This window comes from Salinibacterium hongtaonis (assembly GCF_003065485.1).
Taxonomy (GTDB): Bacteria; Actinomycetota; Actinomycetes; order Actinomycetales; family Microbacteriaceae; genus Homoserinimonas; species Homoserinimonas hongtaonis.
The window spans coordinates 55,785-71,085 of sequence record NZ_CP026951.1; the positions used below are offsets into that span (position 1 = coordinate 55,785).

13 protein-coding genes are annotated in these 15,301 nt (G+C 65.7%); 8 read left to right on the forward strand and 5 right to left on the reverse strand.

From position 1 onward, the window contains the following. Positions 1–14 precede the first annotated feature (14 nt). The gene (locus C2138_RS00295) at positions 15–3,449 is read left to right on the forward strand and encodes a proline dehydrogenase family protein (protein ID WP_159078092.1); all 3,435 of its coding nucleotides are present in this window, start codon (positions 15–17) and stop codon (positions 3,447–3,449) included. Between the two features lie 13 nt (positions 3,450–3,462). On the opposite strand, the gene C2138_RS00300 is transcribed toward C2138_RS00295, so the two are convergent. Then, positions 3,463–4,497 carry an isopenicillin N synthase family dioxygenase gene (locus C2138_RS00300; protein WP_108514599.1) on the reverse strand — a complete coding sequence of 345 codons (1,035 nt, stop codon included), beginning with the start codon at positions 4,495–4,497 and terminating at the stop codon, positions 3,463–3,465. Between the two features lie 121 nt (positions 4,498–4,618). On the opposite strand from C2138_RS00300, the gene C2138_RS00305 reads away from it, so the two are divergent. Then, positions 4,619–4,966 carry an ArsR/SmtB family transcription factor gene (locus C2138_RS00305; RefSeq protein ID WP_108514601.1) on the forward strand — a complete coding sequence of 116 codons (348 nt, stop codon included), beginning with the start codon at positions 4,619–4,621 and terminating at the stop codon, positions 4,964–4,966. A 13-nt stretch (positions 4,967–4,979) separates the two neighbouring features. On the opposite strand, the gene C2138_RS00310 is transcribed toward C2138_RS00305, so the two are convergent. Further along, positions 4,980–5,417 carry an Lrp/AsnC family transcriptional regulator gene (locus C2138_RS00310; RefSeq protein WP_108514603.1) on the reverse strand — a complete coding sequence of 146 codons (438 nt, stop codon included), beginning with the start codon at positions 5,415–5,417 and terminating at the stop codon, positions 4,980–4,982. Positions 5,418–5,520: 103 nt separating this feature from the next. On the opposite strand from C2138_RS00310, the gene ddaH reads away from it, so the two are divergent. The 6 genes from ddaH (at position 5,521) to C2138_RS00340 (ending at position 12,349) form a co-directional block, all read left to right on the forward strand. Further along, a complete protein-coding gene (ddaH, locus tag C2138_RS00315; RefSeq protein WP_108514604.1) occupies positions 5,521–6,402 on the forward strand; it encodes a dimethylargininase in 882 nt (293 codons plus the stop codon). A gap of 5 nt (positions 6,403–6,407) precedes the next feature. Continuing rightward, positions 6,408–7,706, forward strand: coding sequence for an ornithine--oxo-acid transaminase (gene rocD, locus C2138_RS00320; protein ID WP_108518630.1), 1,299 nt, complete (start codon positions 6,408–6,410; stop codon positions 7,704–7,706). Between the two features lie 96 nt (positions 7,707–7,802). After that, positions 7,803–8,885: a carboxylate-amine ligase gene (locus C2138_RS00325; RefSeq protein WP_108514606.1), complete on the forward strand. Its 1,083-nt coding sequence runs from the start codon at positions 7,803–7,805 to the stop codon at positions 8,883–8,885. Positions 8,886–8,982: 97 nt separating this feature from the next. After that, a complete protein-coding gene (locus C2138_RS00330; RefSeq protein ID WP_108514608.1) occupies positions 8,983–10,587 on the forward strand; it encodes a circularly permuted type 2 ATP-grasp protein in 1,605 nt (534 codons plus the stop codon). Further along, a complete protein-coding gene (locus C2138_RS00335; protein ID WP_108514610.1) occupies positions 10,581–11,507 on the forward strand; it encodes an alpha-E domain-containing protein in 927 nt (308 codons plus the stop codon). Before C2138_RS00330 ends, C2138_RS00335 begins: the two co-directional genes overlap by 7 nt. Beyond that, positions 11,504–12,349, forward strand: coding sequence for a transglutaminase family protein (locus C2138_RS00340; RefSeq protein ID WP_108514612.1), 846 nt, complete (start codon positions 11,504–11,506; stop codon positions 12,347–12,349). Before C2138_RS00335 ends, C2138_RS00340 begins: the two co-directional genes overlap by 4 nt. A gap of 7 nt (positions 12,350–12,356) precedes the next feature. On the opposite strand, the gene C2138_RS00345 is transcribed toward C2138_RS00340, so the two are convergent. The 3 genes from C2138_RS00345 to C2138_RS00355 form a co-directional block, all read right to left on the reverse strand. Continuing rightward, positions 12,357–13,700, reverse strand: a complete 1,344-nt coding sequence (locus C2138_RS00345) for an MFS transporter (RefSeq protein WP_108514614.1) — start codon at positions 13,698–13,700, stop codon at positions 12,357–12,359. Then, complete coding sequence (locus tag C2138_RS00350) at positions 13,697–14,113, reverse strand: MarR family winged helix-turn-helix transcriptional regulator (RefSeq protein WP_108514616.1); 417 nt, start codon at positions 14,111–14,113, stop codon at positions 13,697–13,699. Before C2138_RS00350 ends, C2138_RS00345 begins: the two co-directional genes overlap by 4 nt. A gap of 99 nt (positions 14,114–14,212) precedes the next feature. Then, entirely contained in the window at positions 14,213–15,217 is a 1,005-nt protein-coding gene (locus C2138_RS00355; protein ID WP_199286547.1) for a DUF2804 domain-containing protein, read from the reverse strand. Positions 15,218–15,301: the final 84 nt, after the last annotated feature.

Sequence of the window (15,301 nt, forward strand, 5' to 3'; positions counted from 1 at the left end):
AGTACCCTCGAAGCATGCAACCGACCGCGTCGCAGCCCCCCACCAACGCAGCCGAACTCGCAGAAGCATCCGTTTCTACCGTGCGCCAATGGCTTGCGGAGCGCCCCGCCGCCGACGAGTCGGGCACAGAACGTGATGCCCGCCGACTCTCGTCCCTCATGCGGGATGCCGATGTTCGCGCCATGACGATCGACTTTGTCGACCGTGTGATGCGCCCCCACGATCTGCGGGTTGCTGGCCGCAACTTCGAGATCCTGTCCCGTGAGCTGCCCGAGACTCTCGCGCCCTGGGCGCGCGTTCTCATGCAACTGGGCGGAGGCTTCTCGCTGCTCCTGCCCTGGCCTTTCGTGCCATTGAGCAGGGCAGTGTTCCGCAGGATCACACGTCACTTCATGCTCGATGCCGACCCTCGCCACCTGGAGAAAAGGCTCGCAGAACTCAAGGAGCGCGGGGTTCGCGTGACGGTGACCATGCTGGGTGACGCCATCACCACGAGCGACGATGCCGAGCGTCACCTCAGCGAGGCCAGGGAGCTGCTCGCTCGCCCCGACATCGATCAGCTTTCCCTCTCGATCGCGGCAATAGCGGGCCGTACCAACACGTGGGCGCACGACGAATCCCGGGCGAGAGTCATCGATCGTCTTGAGCCGCTCTATGAGTTCGCGGCCTCGTCTGCCGCCACAAAGTTCATCTGTCTCGACACCCTCGACTACGCCGACGTTGAGCTGAGCCTCGATGCCTTCATGACGCTTCTCGATCGGCCCAAGCTCAAGAACTATGAGGCCGGCATTGTGGTGCAGGCCTATCTGCCCGATGCGCTCGAACGCTATCAGCGGCTCACCGAATGGGCCATCGCCCGACGGGCTGAGGGCGGCGCCGGCATTAAAGTGCGACTCGTCAAGGGGGCGAATCTCGCGCAGGAGCGAGCTGAATCAGAGCCAGCAGGCTGGCCGCAGGCGCCGGTGGATTCCCGTCTCGACGCGGATACCAACTTCAAGCGGGTGCTCGACTGGGCGTTGACGCCCGAGCGCACCGACGCGGTGAAGCTGGGCATCGGCTCTCACAACCTTTTTGAGATCGCCTATGCCCAGCAGCTCGCCGAGGCTCGGGGGGTCGCTCACCGGGTCGACTACGAAATGCTGCTCGGCATGACGCTGAACAACGTCCCGCTGGTGGCGTCCCGCACAGGAGGTGTGCTGCTCTCCGCGCCCATCGTCTCCGTCCACGACGCGGCGTCGGCGGCCGGATACCTGTGTCGCAGGCTCGACGAGATCGGCGACGAGAGCAACTTCGCCTCAGCAGCCGACACCATGGCCACGGATGCTGCGCTCTTCGACCGCGAAGCATCCCGGTTCCTCCGCTCCGTGGAGGCGCTCGCAGAGCCCGCTCCGCCGGCCGCTCGGGTGCAAAACCGCGAAACCCCGGATGGTGCTGTCGACATTGCCCGCACCGATCCCACAGTCGCGGCGAACAGGGCTTGGGCTCGCGGCATTCTGCAGCGATCGACCCAATCGACGCTGCAGGCCACCGATGTGCAGGGCGCGGTGGTGCGAGACGTTTCTGCCCTCGAGCGAATCGTCGCCGACACCGCCGCGGCCGCGCCGGGGTGGGCTGGCAGGTCAGCGGCAGACCGAGCCGTGACGATGGAGGAGATCGCGCTCGTGCTCGACGCCTATCGCGCGCGCATCATCGAGGTGCTCGTGAGCGAGGTCGGAGCCACGGTGACGGAGGCGGATGCCGAGGCCAGCCGCGCCTCATGGCTCGCCCGCGAATATGCACGGCGTGTGCATGAGCTCGATGACGTGGAGAATGCCGCGTTTGTGGCGGTGCCCGTGAGCCTCGTCGCCCCCTCGTGGACGAGTCCCGTCGCCGACACCGTTGACGGAGTGCTCTCGGCGCTTGCCGCCGGCTCCGCAGTGATTGTGCAGCCGGCGCATCAGGCGCAGCGCAGCGCGTCGCTCGTGATTGCCGCGATTCACGAGGCCGGAATCGACCATGCCCTCGTGGCGATGGTCGCGCCAGAAGATGCAACGATTGCCCGCGCCACGGTAGCTCACCCTGCGATCGGCCGCGTGAGCTTTTGGGGCGACAGAGACACCGCGGCCCTGCTGCGGTCCTGGAGGCCCGAACGCCCCGCAATCGGCGACAGTGTGGGCATCGCATCCGTGATCGTTACTCCCAGCGCTGACTACCGCCTCGCCGCGGCCGATATCGTGGCCAGCGCATTCGCGCGGGGTGGGCAGCATCCGCACGGCACCCGCCTCGTGATTCTGGTGGGGTCCCTGCTCGACTCCGCCGAGTTTCGCAGGGAGCTCGCCGACGCCGTCATCACCTCGTTTGCGGGTCGCCCCCACGAGATCTCCACCCGGGTAGGTCCGCTGATCGGTCCCGCTCCCGAGCGGCTGCGCCGGGCGCTGAGCGTGCTCGGCAGCGGAGAGAGCTGGCTCGTGCAGCCGGAGCCTTTGGACGCGGCAGGGCAGCTCTGGCGGCCCGGTGTGCGGGACGGGGTCCCCGCAGAGAGCGCCGTCGAACGGGCCGTCGCCGGCCCCGTGATCGCGCTCACCGCAGTGGACACCCTCGAGGCGGCGATCGATCTTCAGAACTCCGCCCATCCGCCCGCCGCCGCCCTCTATTCGCTCACGCTCGACGAGATCGCGCTGTGGCTCGACTCCGTGGACTCGGGCAGCGTCCATGTAAACCACGCCACGATCGGGCCGCCGCCAGACACCCTTCCATTCGGCGGATGGCGCGGCACGACCACGGGACCAGACAGAGTGCTTGCCCTGGCCGACTGGGCGCCGGTGTTCGGGGAGCCGCAGCAGTCAGTGCGCCTCGACGGCGTCTCGCCCGAGGTGCGATCTCTCATCGACGCGGCACTGCCGTCGATGTCGTTCGTGGAGTTCGACCTCGTGCGAGCCGGCGCAGAAAGCGATGAGCGGGCCTGGCGGCGCCACTACCGCGACCCCGTGGAACTCGCTGAGTTTCGCACGCTGCGCACGGTGGTTCGTCACCTGCCCGTTGCCACCACCATTCGCCTCTCGGAAGGGGCCTCCGCCGCGCAGCTCATTCGTGTGCTTGCGGCGGCCACCAGGGCGGGTGCCCGAATCGCGATCAGCTCTGCCGAGCCGGTCGCCGCGGGGCTGATGCAGCTCTTCGGCAGCGCTGCGAGCCCGCTGAGGGTGACGACAGTGATCGTGGAGAGCGACGCCCGCTGGTGCGCCAGGCTGCAGGCTGGCGAGGTCACGACGCCGCACATCCGCGTAATCGGCGGGGCCGCCGAGGCGACCGCAATTGCCCTCGTGCACCGCCCAGAAATCGGCGTCTATTCAGCGCCGATCACAACCTCGGGGCGCCTCGAGCTGCTGCCGATGTTGCGCACGCAAACCGTGACCCTCACGGCACATCGCTATGGCTACGCCGACCCGGCCATCGCCAAGATCGAGTTCTAGTGGCGACTGCCCCCTAGTGGGTGGGTGCCGCCGTGCGTGCGCTCACGAGTTCGGGGTGGTGGATCGCGGCGACATCGGGATGCGCGCGCAGCCGGCTCTTGATGGCATTCTCGCCATAGGTAGAGAACAGCGGTTCGCCGTGCGCATCGGCGGTCACGCCGCCCGCCTGTGCCCGCAGCTCGTCCGGCAGCGGAATCGAGGGAATCGTGGCGTCGAGGGCCGGTGCGTAGAAGTAGGGCACCGAGATGCGGTCCTGCCCCGAGCCGGGTGAGACCACCCGGTGGATGGTGGCCCGCAGATAGCCCTCCGTCGCGACTTCGAGAAGTTCGCCGATGTTGACGACAAAGGCGTAGGGGAGCGGCGGAGCGTCGATCCAGTCGCCGTCCTTCTCGACCTGCAAGCCGACCTTGCCCTCCTCGACATAGAGCAGGGTGAGAACGCCGAAGTCCTTATGGGCGCCAACGCCCTGCTGGGGCTCGGGGTCATCCTTGCCGGGGTAGCGCACAATCTTGATCAAGGTCGACGGCTCGTGGGCGAATGCCGCGTCGAACACGTCAGGGTCAGCGCCGAGGGATTCGGCCCAGGCGCGCATGAGCGTGATCGAGAGGGCATCCATCTGAGCTTGCCATTCGGCCACAACGTCGCGCAGGTGCGGCAGCGCGGTGGGCCACTGGTTGGGGCCCTCGAGGGTCCAGAAGGGGGCTACGCCCTCGCCCTTCTCGACGGCGGCGCGCTCGGGGCCGATGTCGATCTGCTCGCGCCAGTCGACCCTGCCCTGCGTGAGCTCTCCGCCGACACGGGTATAGCCGCGAAAGTGGCGGCTCTTGATGTTCTCGATTTCGAGTTTGTCTGCGTCGGGCAGATCAAAGAACTCGCGCGCTGTGCCGATGATTCCATCGAAGAGTTCGTGCGGGATGCCGTGCCCGGTGAGGTAGAAAAAACCGTATTCGTGGGTCGCGTCTCGCAGCTCGCGACGGAACGCTGCGGCCTCGTCATCGCCCTGGTTCAGGCGGGAAAGATCGAGGACGGGGAGTGTAGCGGTGGTCATTTAACAGTTGTAGCAATTCGTCACCATTCGGCGCGCCTCATTACGTGACAACATATTTCGAGTAACTCGGTGAAGACCTCGCTATTCTTAACCTTCTTGTTCTAAAACGTTGGAGTTATGAATGGCAGGGCAGGCCAATCTCGACCAGGTTTTCGGAGCTCTCGCCGACCCCACGCGTCGGCGTATTTTGAGCATCCTGCGCGATGGCGACGCAACCGTTGCCGAGCTGGCCGCCCCCTTCAGCATTAGCCAGCCCGCCGTTTCGCGCCACCTGAAGGTTCTCGAAAATGCGGGGCTCATAGCGCGGCAGCGAGCAGGGACGGCGCGCTTGAGCGAGCTCACCGCCGCGCCCCTGAGGGATGCGGCCCACTGGATTGTGGCGTTCGAAGAATTCTGGCCCGGCAGCGCTGATCGTCAGGAGGAGTCGCTGCTCGAGAACTTTCTCACCGACGACGAATGGATCATCTAGAACCGCTGCCGAGTCAGTCTCGCGCTCGCTCGATCAGCTTCGAGAGAACGATCGAACTGCGGGTGTGGTCAACATTGGGGGCATCGCGCACCCGTTCGATAGCGGCCTCCAAACTCGTGATGTCGCGGCTGCGCATGTGCACGATCGCGTCGGCGCTGCCGCTCACGGTTCCGGCACCGACAACCTCGGGGATTTCGCCGAGCATCCTGCGCAGGTCGCCCGGCGAAACGGTGCCGCGGCAGAACAGCTCGACATAGGCCTCGGTGCCGAGTCCGTCGACGGCGGGGTCGACCTGGATGGTGAAGCCGCGAATCACTCCGTCGGCGACGAGCCGGTCGACCCGGCGCTTGACTGCGGAGGCCGAAAGCCCGATCACGTCGCCGATGTCGCCATATCCCGCCCTCGCGTTCTTGCGAAGCAGCGTCAGGATGCCGGTGTCCAGATTGTCCATGACGCCCACACTACGAAGAATTCGTGCGTGTATGGCGGTTATGACGCAGGATCTCGTCGTATGTTCGCGAAATCGTGCCAACTCCCGCTGTGAGACTGAAACTATGACGCTCACCGATGCCACGCCAGGGCGTGACGCTGCTGCCACACCCGATAGCGCAGCCCGCCGCGCAACATCCCGCACAGTGCTCATGTGTCGGCCGGACCACTTCACCGTCAGCTACCGCATCAACCCGTGGATGCACCCGCAGGAGCCGACGGATACTGGCCGGGCCGTGCGCCAATGGGAGTCGCTGTACGAGACATACCTGGCGCTCGGCATTGCCGTTGAGGTCATTGACCCCGTCGAGAGCCTGCCCGACATGGTCTATGCGGCCAATGGCGGATTCGTTCTCGACGGGGTCGCTTATGGCGCACTGTTCGCCCACGAGGAGCGGGCAGCAGAGGGCCCCGCCTATATGCGCTGGTTCGAGCAGGCCGGCTATACGGTGCACCAGCCACACCACGTCAACGAGGGCGAAGGTGACTTTCTCCTGGCGGGCCAGTCGATTCTGGCCGGATACGGCTTTCGCAGCGATCGCGCGAGCCACCGGGAGCTCGCCGACATTTTTGGCAGGGAGGTCGTGGGGCTTGAGCTAGTTGACCCCCGGTTCTACCACCTCGATACGGCGCTCGCCGTGCTCGATCCCGAACCGGCCGAGGGCGCTGTTCCCACCATTGCGTACCTGCCAGCCGCCTTCAGCGAACAGAGCAGGCTCGAGCTCGAGAGACGGTATCCCGATGCGATCCGCGTCGCGGAGTCCGACGCGGTGGTGCTCGGCCTCAACTGCTTCAGCGACGGCGCATCGGTGGTGATCGCCGAGAGAGCCCGCGGGTTCGCCCGGCAGCTCACCGAGCGCGGCTATACGCCCGTCGGGGTGGAGCTCGACGAGCTTTTGCGCGGCGGCGGCGGCGTCAAATGCTGCACCCTGGAGTTGCGACGATGAGTGCCATGAGGCCGAGGGTTGGGACACTCGCCGACACCACGCCAGCGGCGGTGACGCCGACCAGCGGATCTACGCCGCCCGCGGCATCCGATGCCTTCATCTCGGCGGTTGACGAGCACAGCCCTCACAACTACCACCCGCTGCCCGTGGTTATTGCTACGGGGGAGGGCGCCTGGGTGACCGACGTGCATGGCCGCCGATATCTTGACTGTCTTGCGGCCTACTCCGCCGTGAACTTTGGGCACTCGCCCCGGCGCCTAATCGACGCCGCCAAAGCACAGCTCGACCGCATCACGCTCACTAGCCGTGCGTTCCACAATGACCGGCTCGGAACGTTCGTGACCGAACTGGCCGCCCTCGCCGGCAAAGACATGGTGCTGCCGATGAACACGGGAGCGGAGGCCGTGGAATCGGCCATCAAGGTTGCGCGGGCGTGGGGATACAGGGTCAAGGGCGTGGAGTCTGACCGGGCGAACATCATCGTGATGGCGGGCAATTTTCATGGCCGAACCACCACAATCGTGAGCTTTAGCGACGATCAGGATGCGCGCGCCGATTTTGGGCCGTTCACCCCGGGTTTTCGCACCGTGCCCTATGGAGATGCCGCCGCTGTGGCGGCAGCAATAGACGAGAACACCGTCGCCGTTCTTGTTGAGCCGATTCAGGGTGAGGCCGGAGTGATCGTGCCGCCGCCCGCGTTCCTGCCGCAGCTGAGAGACCTCTGCACCAGAGAGAACGTGCTGCTGGTCGCCGACGAGATTCAATCGGGCCTCGGCAGAACCGGCACAACCTTCGCCTGTGACCTCGTGGGGGTCGTGCCCGACCTCTACCTGCTGGGCAAGGCCCTCGGCGGTGGCATCGTCCCCGTCTCTGCCGTCGTGGGCAACCGCGACATCCTGGGCGTTCTGGAGCCCGGCCAGCATGGCTCCACCTTTGGCGGCAACCCCCTTGCCGCCGCTGTGGGCACCGAGGTCGTGCGCATGCTTGCAGACGGGGCTCCGCAGCGCAGGGCGGCCGAGCTGGGCGAGAGGATGCACGCGCGACTGCGCGCGCTGGTCGGCTCGGGCGTCGTTGCCGTGAGGGGTGCCGGGCTCTGGGCCGGCATCGATATCGATCCCAGCCTCGCTACCGGCAGGAGGGTGTGCGAACTGCTGCTCGCCGAGGGTGTGCTCGTGAAAGACACCCACGGCTCCAGCATCCGCCTGGCCCCGCCCCTCGTCATCGAGCAAGCGGACCTCGACTGGGCGGTGGATCGGCTCGGCACCGTCATCGAGCACCTCACGGTGCCCGCCAGCGCGCGGTAACCTCTACAGCTGTAGCACGACCGGTCGGCGACTTTCTGAAGGCGCTGGTGCCGGGATGCAGTTACGTTCGCAGGAGTGTGGACGAGAGGAGACCAGATGGCAACGTTCGGCATGGAAGAGGAATACGCCATTCTCGACCCTATGACCCTCGCACCCCGGGACGAGGCGCCTGCTGTTTATCGCGCCCTGCGGGTGGAGCGCGGCGAGAGCCGCAACATTCAGCGCGAGTTTCTGCTGAGCCAGCTGGAGCGGCCAACCCCGGTGTGCGAGACCGCCGAGGCCGCGCTCGCCGACCTCATCGGCTTTCGCCGGAGGCTGCGGGATGCGGCGACGAGCGTCGGTGTCATCGCCGCGTCAACGGGCACCTACCCGCTCGTGGCAAATCCCATCGTGCTCACCGACAAGTCCCGGTATCACCGAGTGCTGGATGAGTACCGCCACGTGGCCAAGGAATACTTCTACGGCGGATTGCATGTGCACGTAGGCATCGACGATCGTGAATCCGGGGTGCGAGCGATGAACGCGCTCCGTGTCTGGATGCCCGTCATCGCTGCCCTCGCCACCAACTCACCGCTGTGGAAGGGTGAAGACACCGGGTTCTCTAGCTACCGCATCATCCAGCTTCAGCGATGGGCGACCAGGGGCACCCCGCCCGCCTTCGTCGACGCGGATGACTACGATCGACGTTCCGCCCGCATCGTGGGGGTCGGGGGAACCTTCGACGACGCGCTAATCGCCTGGAATATCCGGCTCTCTCGCAAGTTCCCGACCATTGAGGTGCGCGTAGGCGACGCGCAGCTTGAGGCATGGCACTCGGTGCTGGTGGCGCTCCTGATCCGCGCACTCGTGAGCACCGCGCTCGCCGAGGAGAAGCCCGCTGACCCGCTCCACCCTGAGCTCATCGATTCTGCGCTGTGGCTTGCCGCCCGTGATGGCATCTCTCACCGGCTTGTGCACCCGTTCACGGGCGAACTCGAGGTGTCGCGCACGGTTGTGGATGCGCTGCTTCAGCACACGGCCGCCGCACTCGCCGCAGAGGGAGACGCCGAGCGAGTAACCGAGTGGATCGACCGGCTTTTTGCCGAAGGGACGGGCGCCGATCGTCAAAGGGCGGCCTACTCGGCAGGCGGTCTCCCCGCTCTGGCAGCGCTCATGCGCGGGGCGCTCGCACCCGAATAGTCGACGGATCGCAGCCCCGGCGGGCCGCCGCAATCGGTAACCTGCAGGGCTACCTGCTCGAAACACCCGCGCAATAGTGCGTCCCTAGGCTCCGGACATGGACGGGCTCTTCGAGGGATACGGCAGTGGCGTTAGCCGCCGCCGTGGGGCTGCGCCCTGGGACGAGATGTTCGATCAGAGCAGCGGGGTGCGCCCCGGGTATAAGGAGCTCCACGCTGGCCTGGCAAAGATGACCCAGGCGGAGCTGCGCGGTCGCACAGAAGACCTCGCCAACTCCTATCTGGCCCAGGGGGTCACCTTCGACTTTGCCGGCGAGGAGAGGCCGTTCCCCCTTGACGCCGTGCCCCGGCTCATTGAGCAGCAGGAGTGGAAGGCGGTTTCGGCCGGGGTGCAGCAGCGGGTGCGAGCCCTCGAGGCCTTTCTCGCTGACGCCTATGGCCCCCAGACCGCGGTGCGCGACGGCATCATCCCGGCGAGGCTCGTGACCTCCTCGACCCATTTTCATCGGGCTGCCGTAGGAATCGAGCCCGCAAATGGGGTGCGCATCCAGGTCAGCGGCATCGACCTGATCAGGGATGAAGCGGGCGCCTGGCGCGTGCTCGAGGACAATGTGCGCGTGCCGAGCGGGGTGAGTTACGTGATCTCGAACCGACGGGTCATGAGCCAAACCCTGCCGGAGCTGTTCGCGAGCATGAAGGTGCGCCCCGTCGCCGACTACCCGAGCAAGCTTCTCGGGGCGCTCAGGGCGAGCGCGCCCGCTGGCGTGGAAAGCCCGACCGTTGTCGTCCTCACCCCCGGTGTTCACAACTCCGCCTACTTTGAGCACACGCTGCTTGCCCGGCTGATGGGCGTCGAGCTCGTCGAGGGGCGCGATCTCTTTTGCTCTGGCGGAAGTGTCTACATGCGCACGACGGCGGGGCCCACCCGTGTGGATGTGATCTATCGCCGCGTCGACGACGAATACCTCGATCCTTTGCACTTTCGGGCGGATTCCGTGCTGGGCACACCGGGAATGCTGCTTGCCGCCCGGCTCGGTCGGGTCACGATTGCCAATGCGGTCGGAAACGGGGTGGCCGACGACAAGCTCGTCTACACGTATGTGCCCGACCTCATCCGCTACTTTCTCGGCGAAGAGCCGCTGTTGCCCAATGTGACAACCTGGCGACTCGAAGACCCGGAATCGCTTGCCGAGGTACTCGATCGACTCGACGAACTCGTCGTTAAGCCGGTCGATGGCTCCGGCGGCAAGGGGCTCGTCATCGGGCCGGATGCCAGCAGGGCCGAGCTCGATGAACTGCGCCTCAGGCTCGTGGCCGACCCGCGAGGGTGGATTGCCCAACCGCTCGTGCAGCTCTCCACGATTCCCACACTCGTCGATGACGGCATGCGCCCGAGGCACGCCGACCTGCGCCCGTTCGCCGTCAACGACGGGCGCGATATCTGGGTGCTGCCGGGTGGGCTCACGCGAGTGGCCCTGCCCGAGGGCGAACTCGTGGTCAACAGCAGTCAGGGAGGCGGCTCAAAAGACACCTGGGTCGTAGGTGATGTGCACGAACCCGCGTGGCCCGTCGGACCCGACCGACGTGCCCCATCCGCATTCTCCCGAGGCGAGAGGTTGCAAGACCACGCTCCGGCCGATGCGGCGTCTGGGCAACGACAACACGAACAACAACAACAAAGTCGGGAGACACGGCAATGCTGAGCCGAATCGCCGAATCACTCTTTTGGATCGGGCGTTACATCGAGAGAGCCGATGGCACCGCGAGTGTGCTCGACGCGCACCTGCAACTGCTGCTCGAGGACCCCTGGATTGACGAGAATCTCGCGTGCCGTTCCATCCTCGAAGTGATGGGAGCCAAGATTCCCGAGACCGGCGACATGACCCGGCAGGACGTGCTCTCGCTGCTCGCCGTCGACCGTTCCCAACCCACCGCGATCGCCTTCTCGCTGGGCGCGGCACGGGAGAATGCCCGCCGGGCTCGCGAGATCGTCTCAACCGAACTATGGGAGTGCCTCAACACCACGCGGGCGCGCACGCCGCGCAAGGTCGCCGACGACAAGGTGCACGCCTTCATCGCGTGGGTTCGGGAGCGCTCGGCGCTCGCCGTTGGCATCATCGAGTCGGCGACGCGACGCGACGAAGCCTGGTATTTCTTCACGCTCGGCAGGAGCCTCGAGCGCGCCGATATGACGGCACGGCTTCTGGCCACGCGCTCACTCACAGAAGACAGCGGGCCATCATGGACCACCATCCTGCGCAGTTGCGGTGCCTATGAGTCGTATCTGCGTACGCACAGCGGTTCGCCCAGCGCCGTGCGTGCGGGGGAGTTTCTGCTGCTTGATCGGCAGTTCCCCCGCAGCATCCTTTTCTCCCTCACGAGGGCGGAGCATTGCCTCGACGAGATCGAACCGAGGTCCGAGACGGCGGCACCCGATCAGAGCAGGCGCATGCTCGGCCAAATCCGCAGCGAAATCGAGTACCGACCCATCGCCGAGATCCTCGAAGACTTGCCCGCACATATGGAGAGCGTGCAACTCGCCACGAGCTCGGTTTCGGAGCAGGCGCGGCTGCGGTACTTTCCCAACGATGCCGCCCCCAGCTGGGTAGGGGAAACCACATGAACCGGTTACGCGTCCGTCACATTACGGGGTTTCGCTACACCTCTCCCGTCGCCGCGTCATACAACGAGGCCAGGATGCTGCCCATCACGACCGACGGCCAGTTTGTTTTGCACGCGAGCATCGACATCCAGCCGGCGTCGAGCCACCACGAATACATGGACTACTGGGGCAGCAGAGTTTCGGCGTTCGAGGCATTGAGTGGCCACCACGAGCTCTCGCTCACGTCGACGAGCCTCGTGGAGGTGAGCCATCGCCGACACGACCATGAGGCGATCGGTTGGGATGACCTCGCCGCCGAAGTCGAGCGCCTCGTCGAGACGGTCGAGCATCTTGAGCAGAGTGAGCGCACGACCCCACCTGCTGAACTGGCCGAACTCGCCGTCGCGATTGCGGAGACCTCCGCCGGACCGTGCGATGCCGCGCGGCGAATCTGCATCGCAATCGGTGAGCAGCTCGACTACGTCAGCGGCATTACGGGCGTCAACTCGACCGCGGCAGAGGCCTGGGTAGAACGCAAAGGGGTTTGCCAAGACTTTGCTCACCTCGCGCTCGGGGCTCTCCGCTCGATCGGCATCCCCGCTCGCTATGTCTCCGGCTATCTGCACCCAGACCCTGAGCCCATCGTGGGGGTTACCCAGGAGGGCGAATCCCATGCATGGGTCGAATGGTTTTGCGGGGTCTGGTGCGGGTTTGACCCCACAAACGGCATCGATATTGGCGACCGCCACGTGCTCGTGGGCCGAGGTCGTGACTATGGAGATGTTCCGCCGCTGAAGGGCGTGTACTCGGGCGGCACCGCCTCAGAAATGTTCGTGCGCGTTGACATCACCCGCGAGGCCTAGCGAGCGCTTAGCTCTTTTGGTTGTTTGCCTCGACGACCGCGATTTCTCGGGTCGCAGCATCCGGGCTCACCTCATCCTTGACGACCGCTCGGCCGTCGCCGAGGTACTCCATGCGCACGCGTCGTTCGCCGCGGTAGAGGCGCAGACGCAGTCCACGATGGCGGATCATCCACCACAGGGCGATCGCGGCGGCGAGCAGGCCGGAGATTGCCGCAAGGCCGAGGCCCCAACGCGGACCAAGCTCGTTGGTGATCCAGCCCGTGACGGGGGCGCCGAGGGGGGTTCCGCCCATGAAGATGGCCAGGTAGAGGGCCATGACTCGGCCGCGCAGCTCGGGCGGTGTCGTCGTTTGAACATAGGCATTGGCGCTCGTCATCATGGTGAGTGAGCTGAGGCCCACGAGCACGAGCGCTGCGGCGAACGAGACGTAGTTAGGCATGACGGCCGCGATCATGCACGCCACTCCAAAGGCTGCGGCTGCCGCTGTCACGATGCGCAGCCGTGGCCGCTCGCGCCGCGCCGCGATGAGCGAACCGGCGACGGCGCCGACCGCCATGAGCGATGAGAGAAGCCCGAACTCGCCGGCTCCTTGGCCGAACTCGACCGTGGCCATCGTGGAGATGAAAATTGCGAAGTTGAAGCCGAAAGTGCCCACCAGGAACACCATCACGAGCGTGACGACGATGTCGGGTCGACCGCGCACATAGCGGTATCCGTCTCGAATCTGGCCCTTGGTCCGCGGTGCTGGCCGTGACGGCGTCAATTCATTGCGCCGCATCTGGGTGAGCGAAACGAACACCGCAATGAACGACGCCGCATTGATGAGGAATACCCATCCAGCGCCGATGAGGGCCACCAGGATGCCCGCCACGGCGGGCCCCACAAGGCGAGCGCTGTGGAACGAGAGCGAGTTGAGACCAACGGCATTCGTGAGATCTTTCTCTCCCACCAGCTCGGAGACGAACGCCTGACGCGAGGGAGCATCGAACGCCGAAACCACTCCGAGGGCGAGCGCGAAGGCGTAGACCTGCCAGAGCTGCGCGACGCCAAGAACCACGATGAGCCCGAGCCCCAGTCCGAGCACGCCGAGCAAGACCTGGGTGAGCATGAGCATGCGGCGCTTGTCGACCCGGTCGGCGATGAGACCGGTGATGGGGGTGAGCACGAGCGCTGGGCCGAACTGCAGAGCCATCGTCACGCCGAGCGCTGCTGCGTCGTGATCCGTTAGGTCCGTGAGCACGATCCAGTCCTGTGCAGTGCGCTGCATCCACGTGCCGATGTTGGAGACGAGTGCACCGGCGAACCAGAGCCGATAGTTGTAGATGGAGAGCGAGCGGAACATTGACTTCATTCCTCGGCCAGCTCTCGGAGGACGGGCTCGGCGGCGCGGAGGATGGCGAGCTTCTCTGGGGCGAGCTGCGAGAGGCGCTGGGCAAACCACGCGTCCCGGCGGCGGAGGGTTTCTTGCGTGATCTCAAGCCCCGCATCGGTGAGGGTGACGATCACTTTTCGACCGTCGTCGGGGGAGGAACCCCGCGAAACGAAGCCTGCGTCCTCGATCGCGTTGACGATGCGGTTCATCGAGGGCGGGGTCACGCGCTCTCGCGTGCTGAGTTCGCCGATGCTGAGCGGGCCGTGCTGAAGCAGGCCAAAGAGCACCGCGAGCTGGCCGTCGCTGATGTCATCGCGAGCTCGCTGCGACCGCATGCGCCGGGCGAGGCGGGCGATCGTGAGTCTGAGGGTGGGGTTGGGGTGATTCGGCATCGACAATTAGCCTAACAAATTAGCTTTGCTAAGCAAATCGCCACGCAGAACGCCAGACTTCCGCCGACGCCGCTGGCAGTGACGGGTGCGGCCCTCAGGTCACCATCGGTTCGTTACATGCTCGGCCCACCCCAGAACGCCATCGACCGGCACTCGCTCGCCCGAATCGTCGGCCATCCAGCCCGAATAGAAACCGAAGCACTGGTGGGTCGCCGAGGCGATAACCACAAAATTGGTAGTCGAGACCCGGTCATAGAACGGTGTGAAAGTTAGGTCGGCACGCTCGCCGGTGATGCGCCACGGGCGCAGCCAATCCTCCTGGTCGTAATCCCACACCAGCTCCTCGCTGATCTTGTGCATGCGGCCATCGATCACCAGAGCGTTTTCGGTTGATCCAGACCCCGCGGTCCACTTGCCGCCGAGTTGCACCCCAATCGTGCGGCCGTCGACGACGCCGGATGCAGCGCCCCAGTTCCAGGTGAGTGTGTACGGCCAGCGGCCTCGACCGTGGTCAAGCACGGCCCAGCTCTCACCCTGCTGCACCGTAGAGGTCACGCCATCGATCGTGATGGATCCCGTCGCGGGGCGCGCAACGTCCTTCACCGTGTACTGAAACAGACGCTTCGACCACGGCACAACAACGCCCATGAACTCGTGCCCCTCTGGGCGGTGCGCCATCACGTCGAAGCTCACGCGCGGGGTCGACCCTCGCAGTCGCGTGCCACCCTCGACCTCGTCGATCGTGATCTCCAGGTCGCCCACCCGCACATGAGTCCGACCCGCGCCCAGCGTGCCCGGCAGCGTGGGGCCGGCCCACGGCATCGTGATCTCGGTCGCGTCGACGGCCTCGCCCGTCGCCCGATCGAACGCCCATACCTGGTGCAGGCCCGCATAGTCGAGGCTCGACACCGTAATGGCCAGGATGTGGGAGGGCGTCGTAACGCCCCAGTACTCCCAGCGCTTGTTGCGACCCCAGCCGTAGAGCCCAGTGCCGATGCCACCGGTGTTCAGAAGCGGGCTGCGATAGAAGCCCACGGCATCCGGGTTTAGCTGGCCGTTCGGCAGGCACAGCTCAGTAGGCGTAAGAATTTCGCGTTCGGGCACCAATGACCGCCTTAGAAGAAGGGATGTTGGGGCGATCCTAGCGACGACGCCGTCAGCGCCTGAACCGGGCGCCGCAGCGGCCCT

Excerpts from the sequence above, each read along its gene's own strand:
- C2138_RS00295 (WP_159078092.1), top strand. The coding sequence starts at position 15 with ATGCAACCGACCGCGTCGCAGCCCCCCACCAACGCAGCCGAACTCGCA.
- C2138_RS00300 (WP_108514599.1), bottom strand. The coding sequence starts at position 4,497 with ATGACCACCGCTACACTCCCCGTCCTCGATCTTTCCCGCCTGAACCAG.
- C2138_RS00305 (WP_108514601.1), top strand. The coding sequence starts at position 4,619 with ATGGCAGGGCAGGCCAATCTCGACCAGGTTTTCGGAGCTCTCGCCGAC.
- C2138_RS00310 (WP_108514603.1), bottom strand. The coding sequence starts at position 5,417 with ATGGACAATCTGGACACCGGCATCCTGACGCTGCTTCGCAAGAACGCG.
- ddaH (WP_108514604.1), top strand. The coding sequence starts at position 5,521 with ATGACGCTCACCGATGCCACGCCAGGGCGTGACGCTGCTGCCACACCC.
- rocD (WP_108518630.1), top strand. The coding sequence starts at position 6,408 with ATGAGGCCGAGGGTTGGGACACTCGCCGACACCACGCCAGCGGCGGTG.
- C2138_RS00325 (WP_108514606.1), top strand. The coding sequence starts at position 7,803 with ATGGCAACGTTCGGCATGGAAGAGGAATACGCCATTCTCGACCCTATG.
- C2138_RS00330 (WP_108514608.1), top strand. The coding sequence starts at position 8,983 with ATGGACGGGCTCTTCGAGGGATACGGCAGTGGCGTTAGCCGCCGCCGT.
- C2138_RS00335 (WP_108514610.1), top strand. The coding sequence starts at position 10,581 with ATGCTGAGCCGAATCGCCGAATCACTCTTTTGGATCGGGCGTTACATC.
- C2138_RS00340 (WP_108514612.1), top strand. The coding sequence starts at position 11,504 with ATGAACCGGTTACGCGTCCGTCACATTACGGGGTTTCGCTACACCTCT.
- C2138_RS00345 (WP_108514614.1), bottom strand. The coding sequence starts at position 13,700 with ATGAAGTCAATGTTCCGCTCGCTCTCCATCTACAACTATCGGCTCTGG.
- C2138_RS00350 (WP_108514616.1), bottom strand. The coding sequence starts at position 14,113 with ATGCCGAATCACCCCAACCCCACCCTCAGACTCACGATCGCCCGCCTC.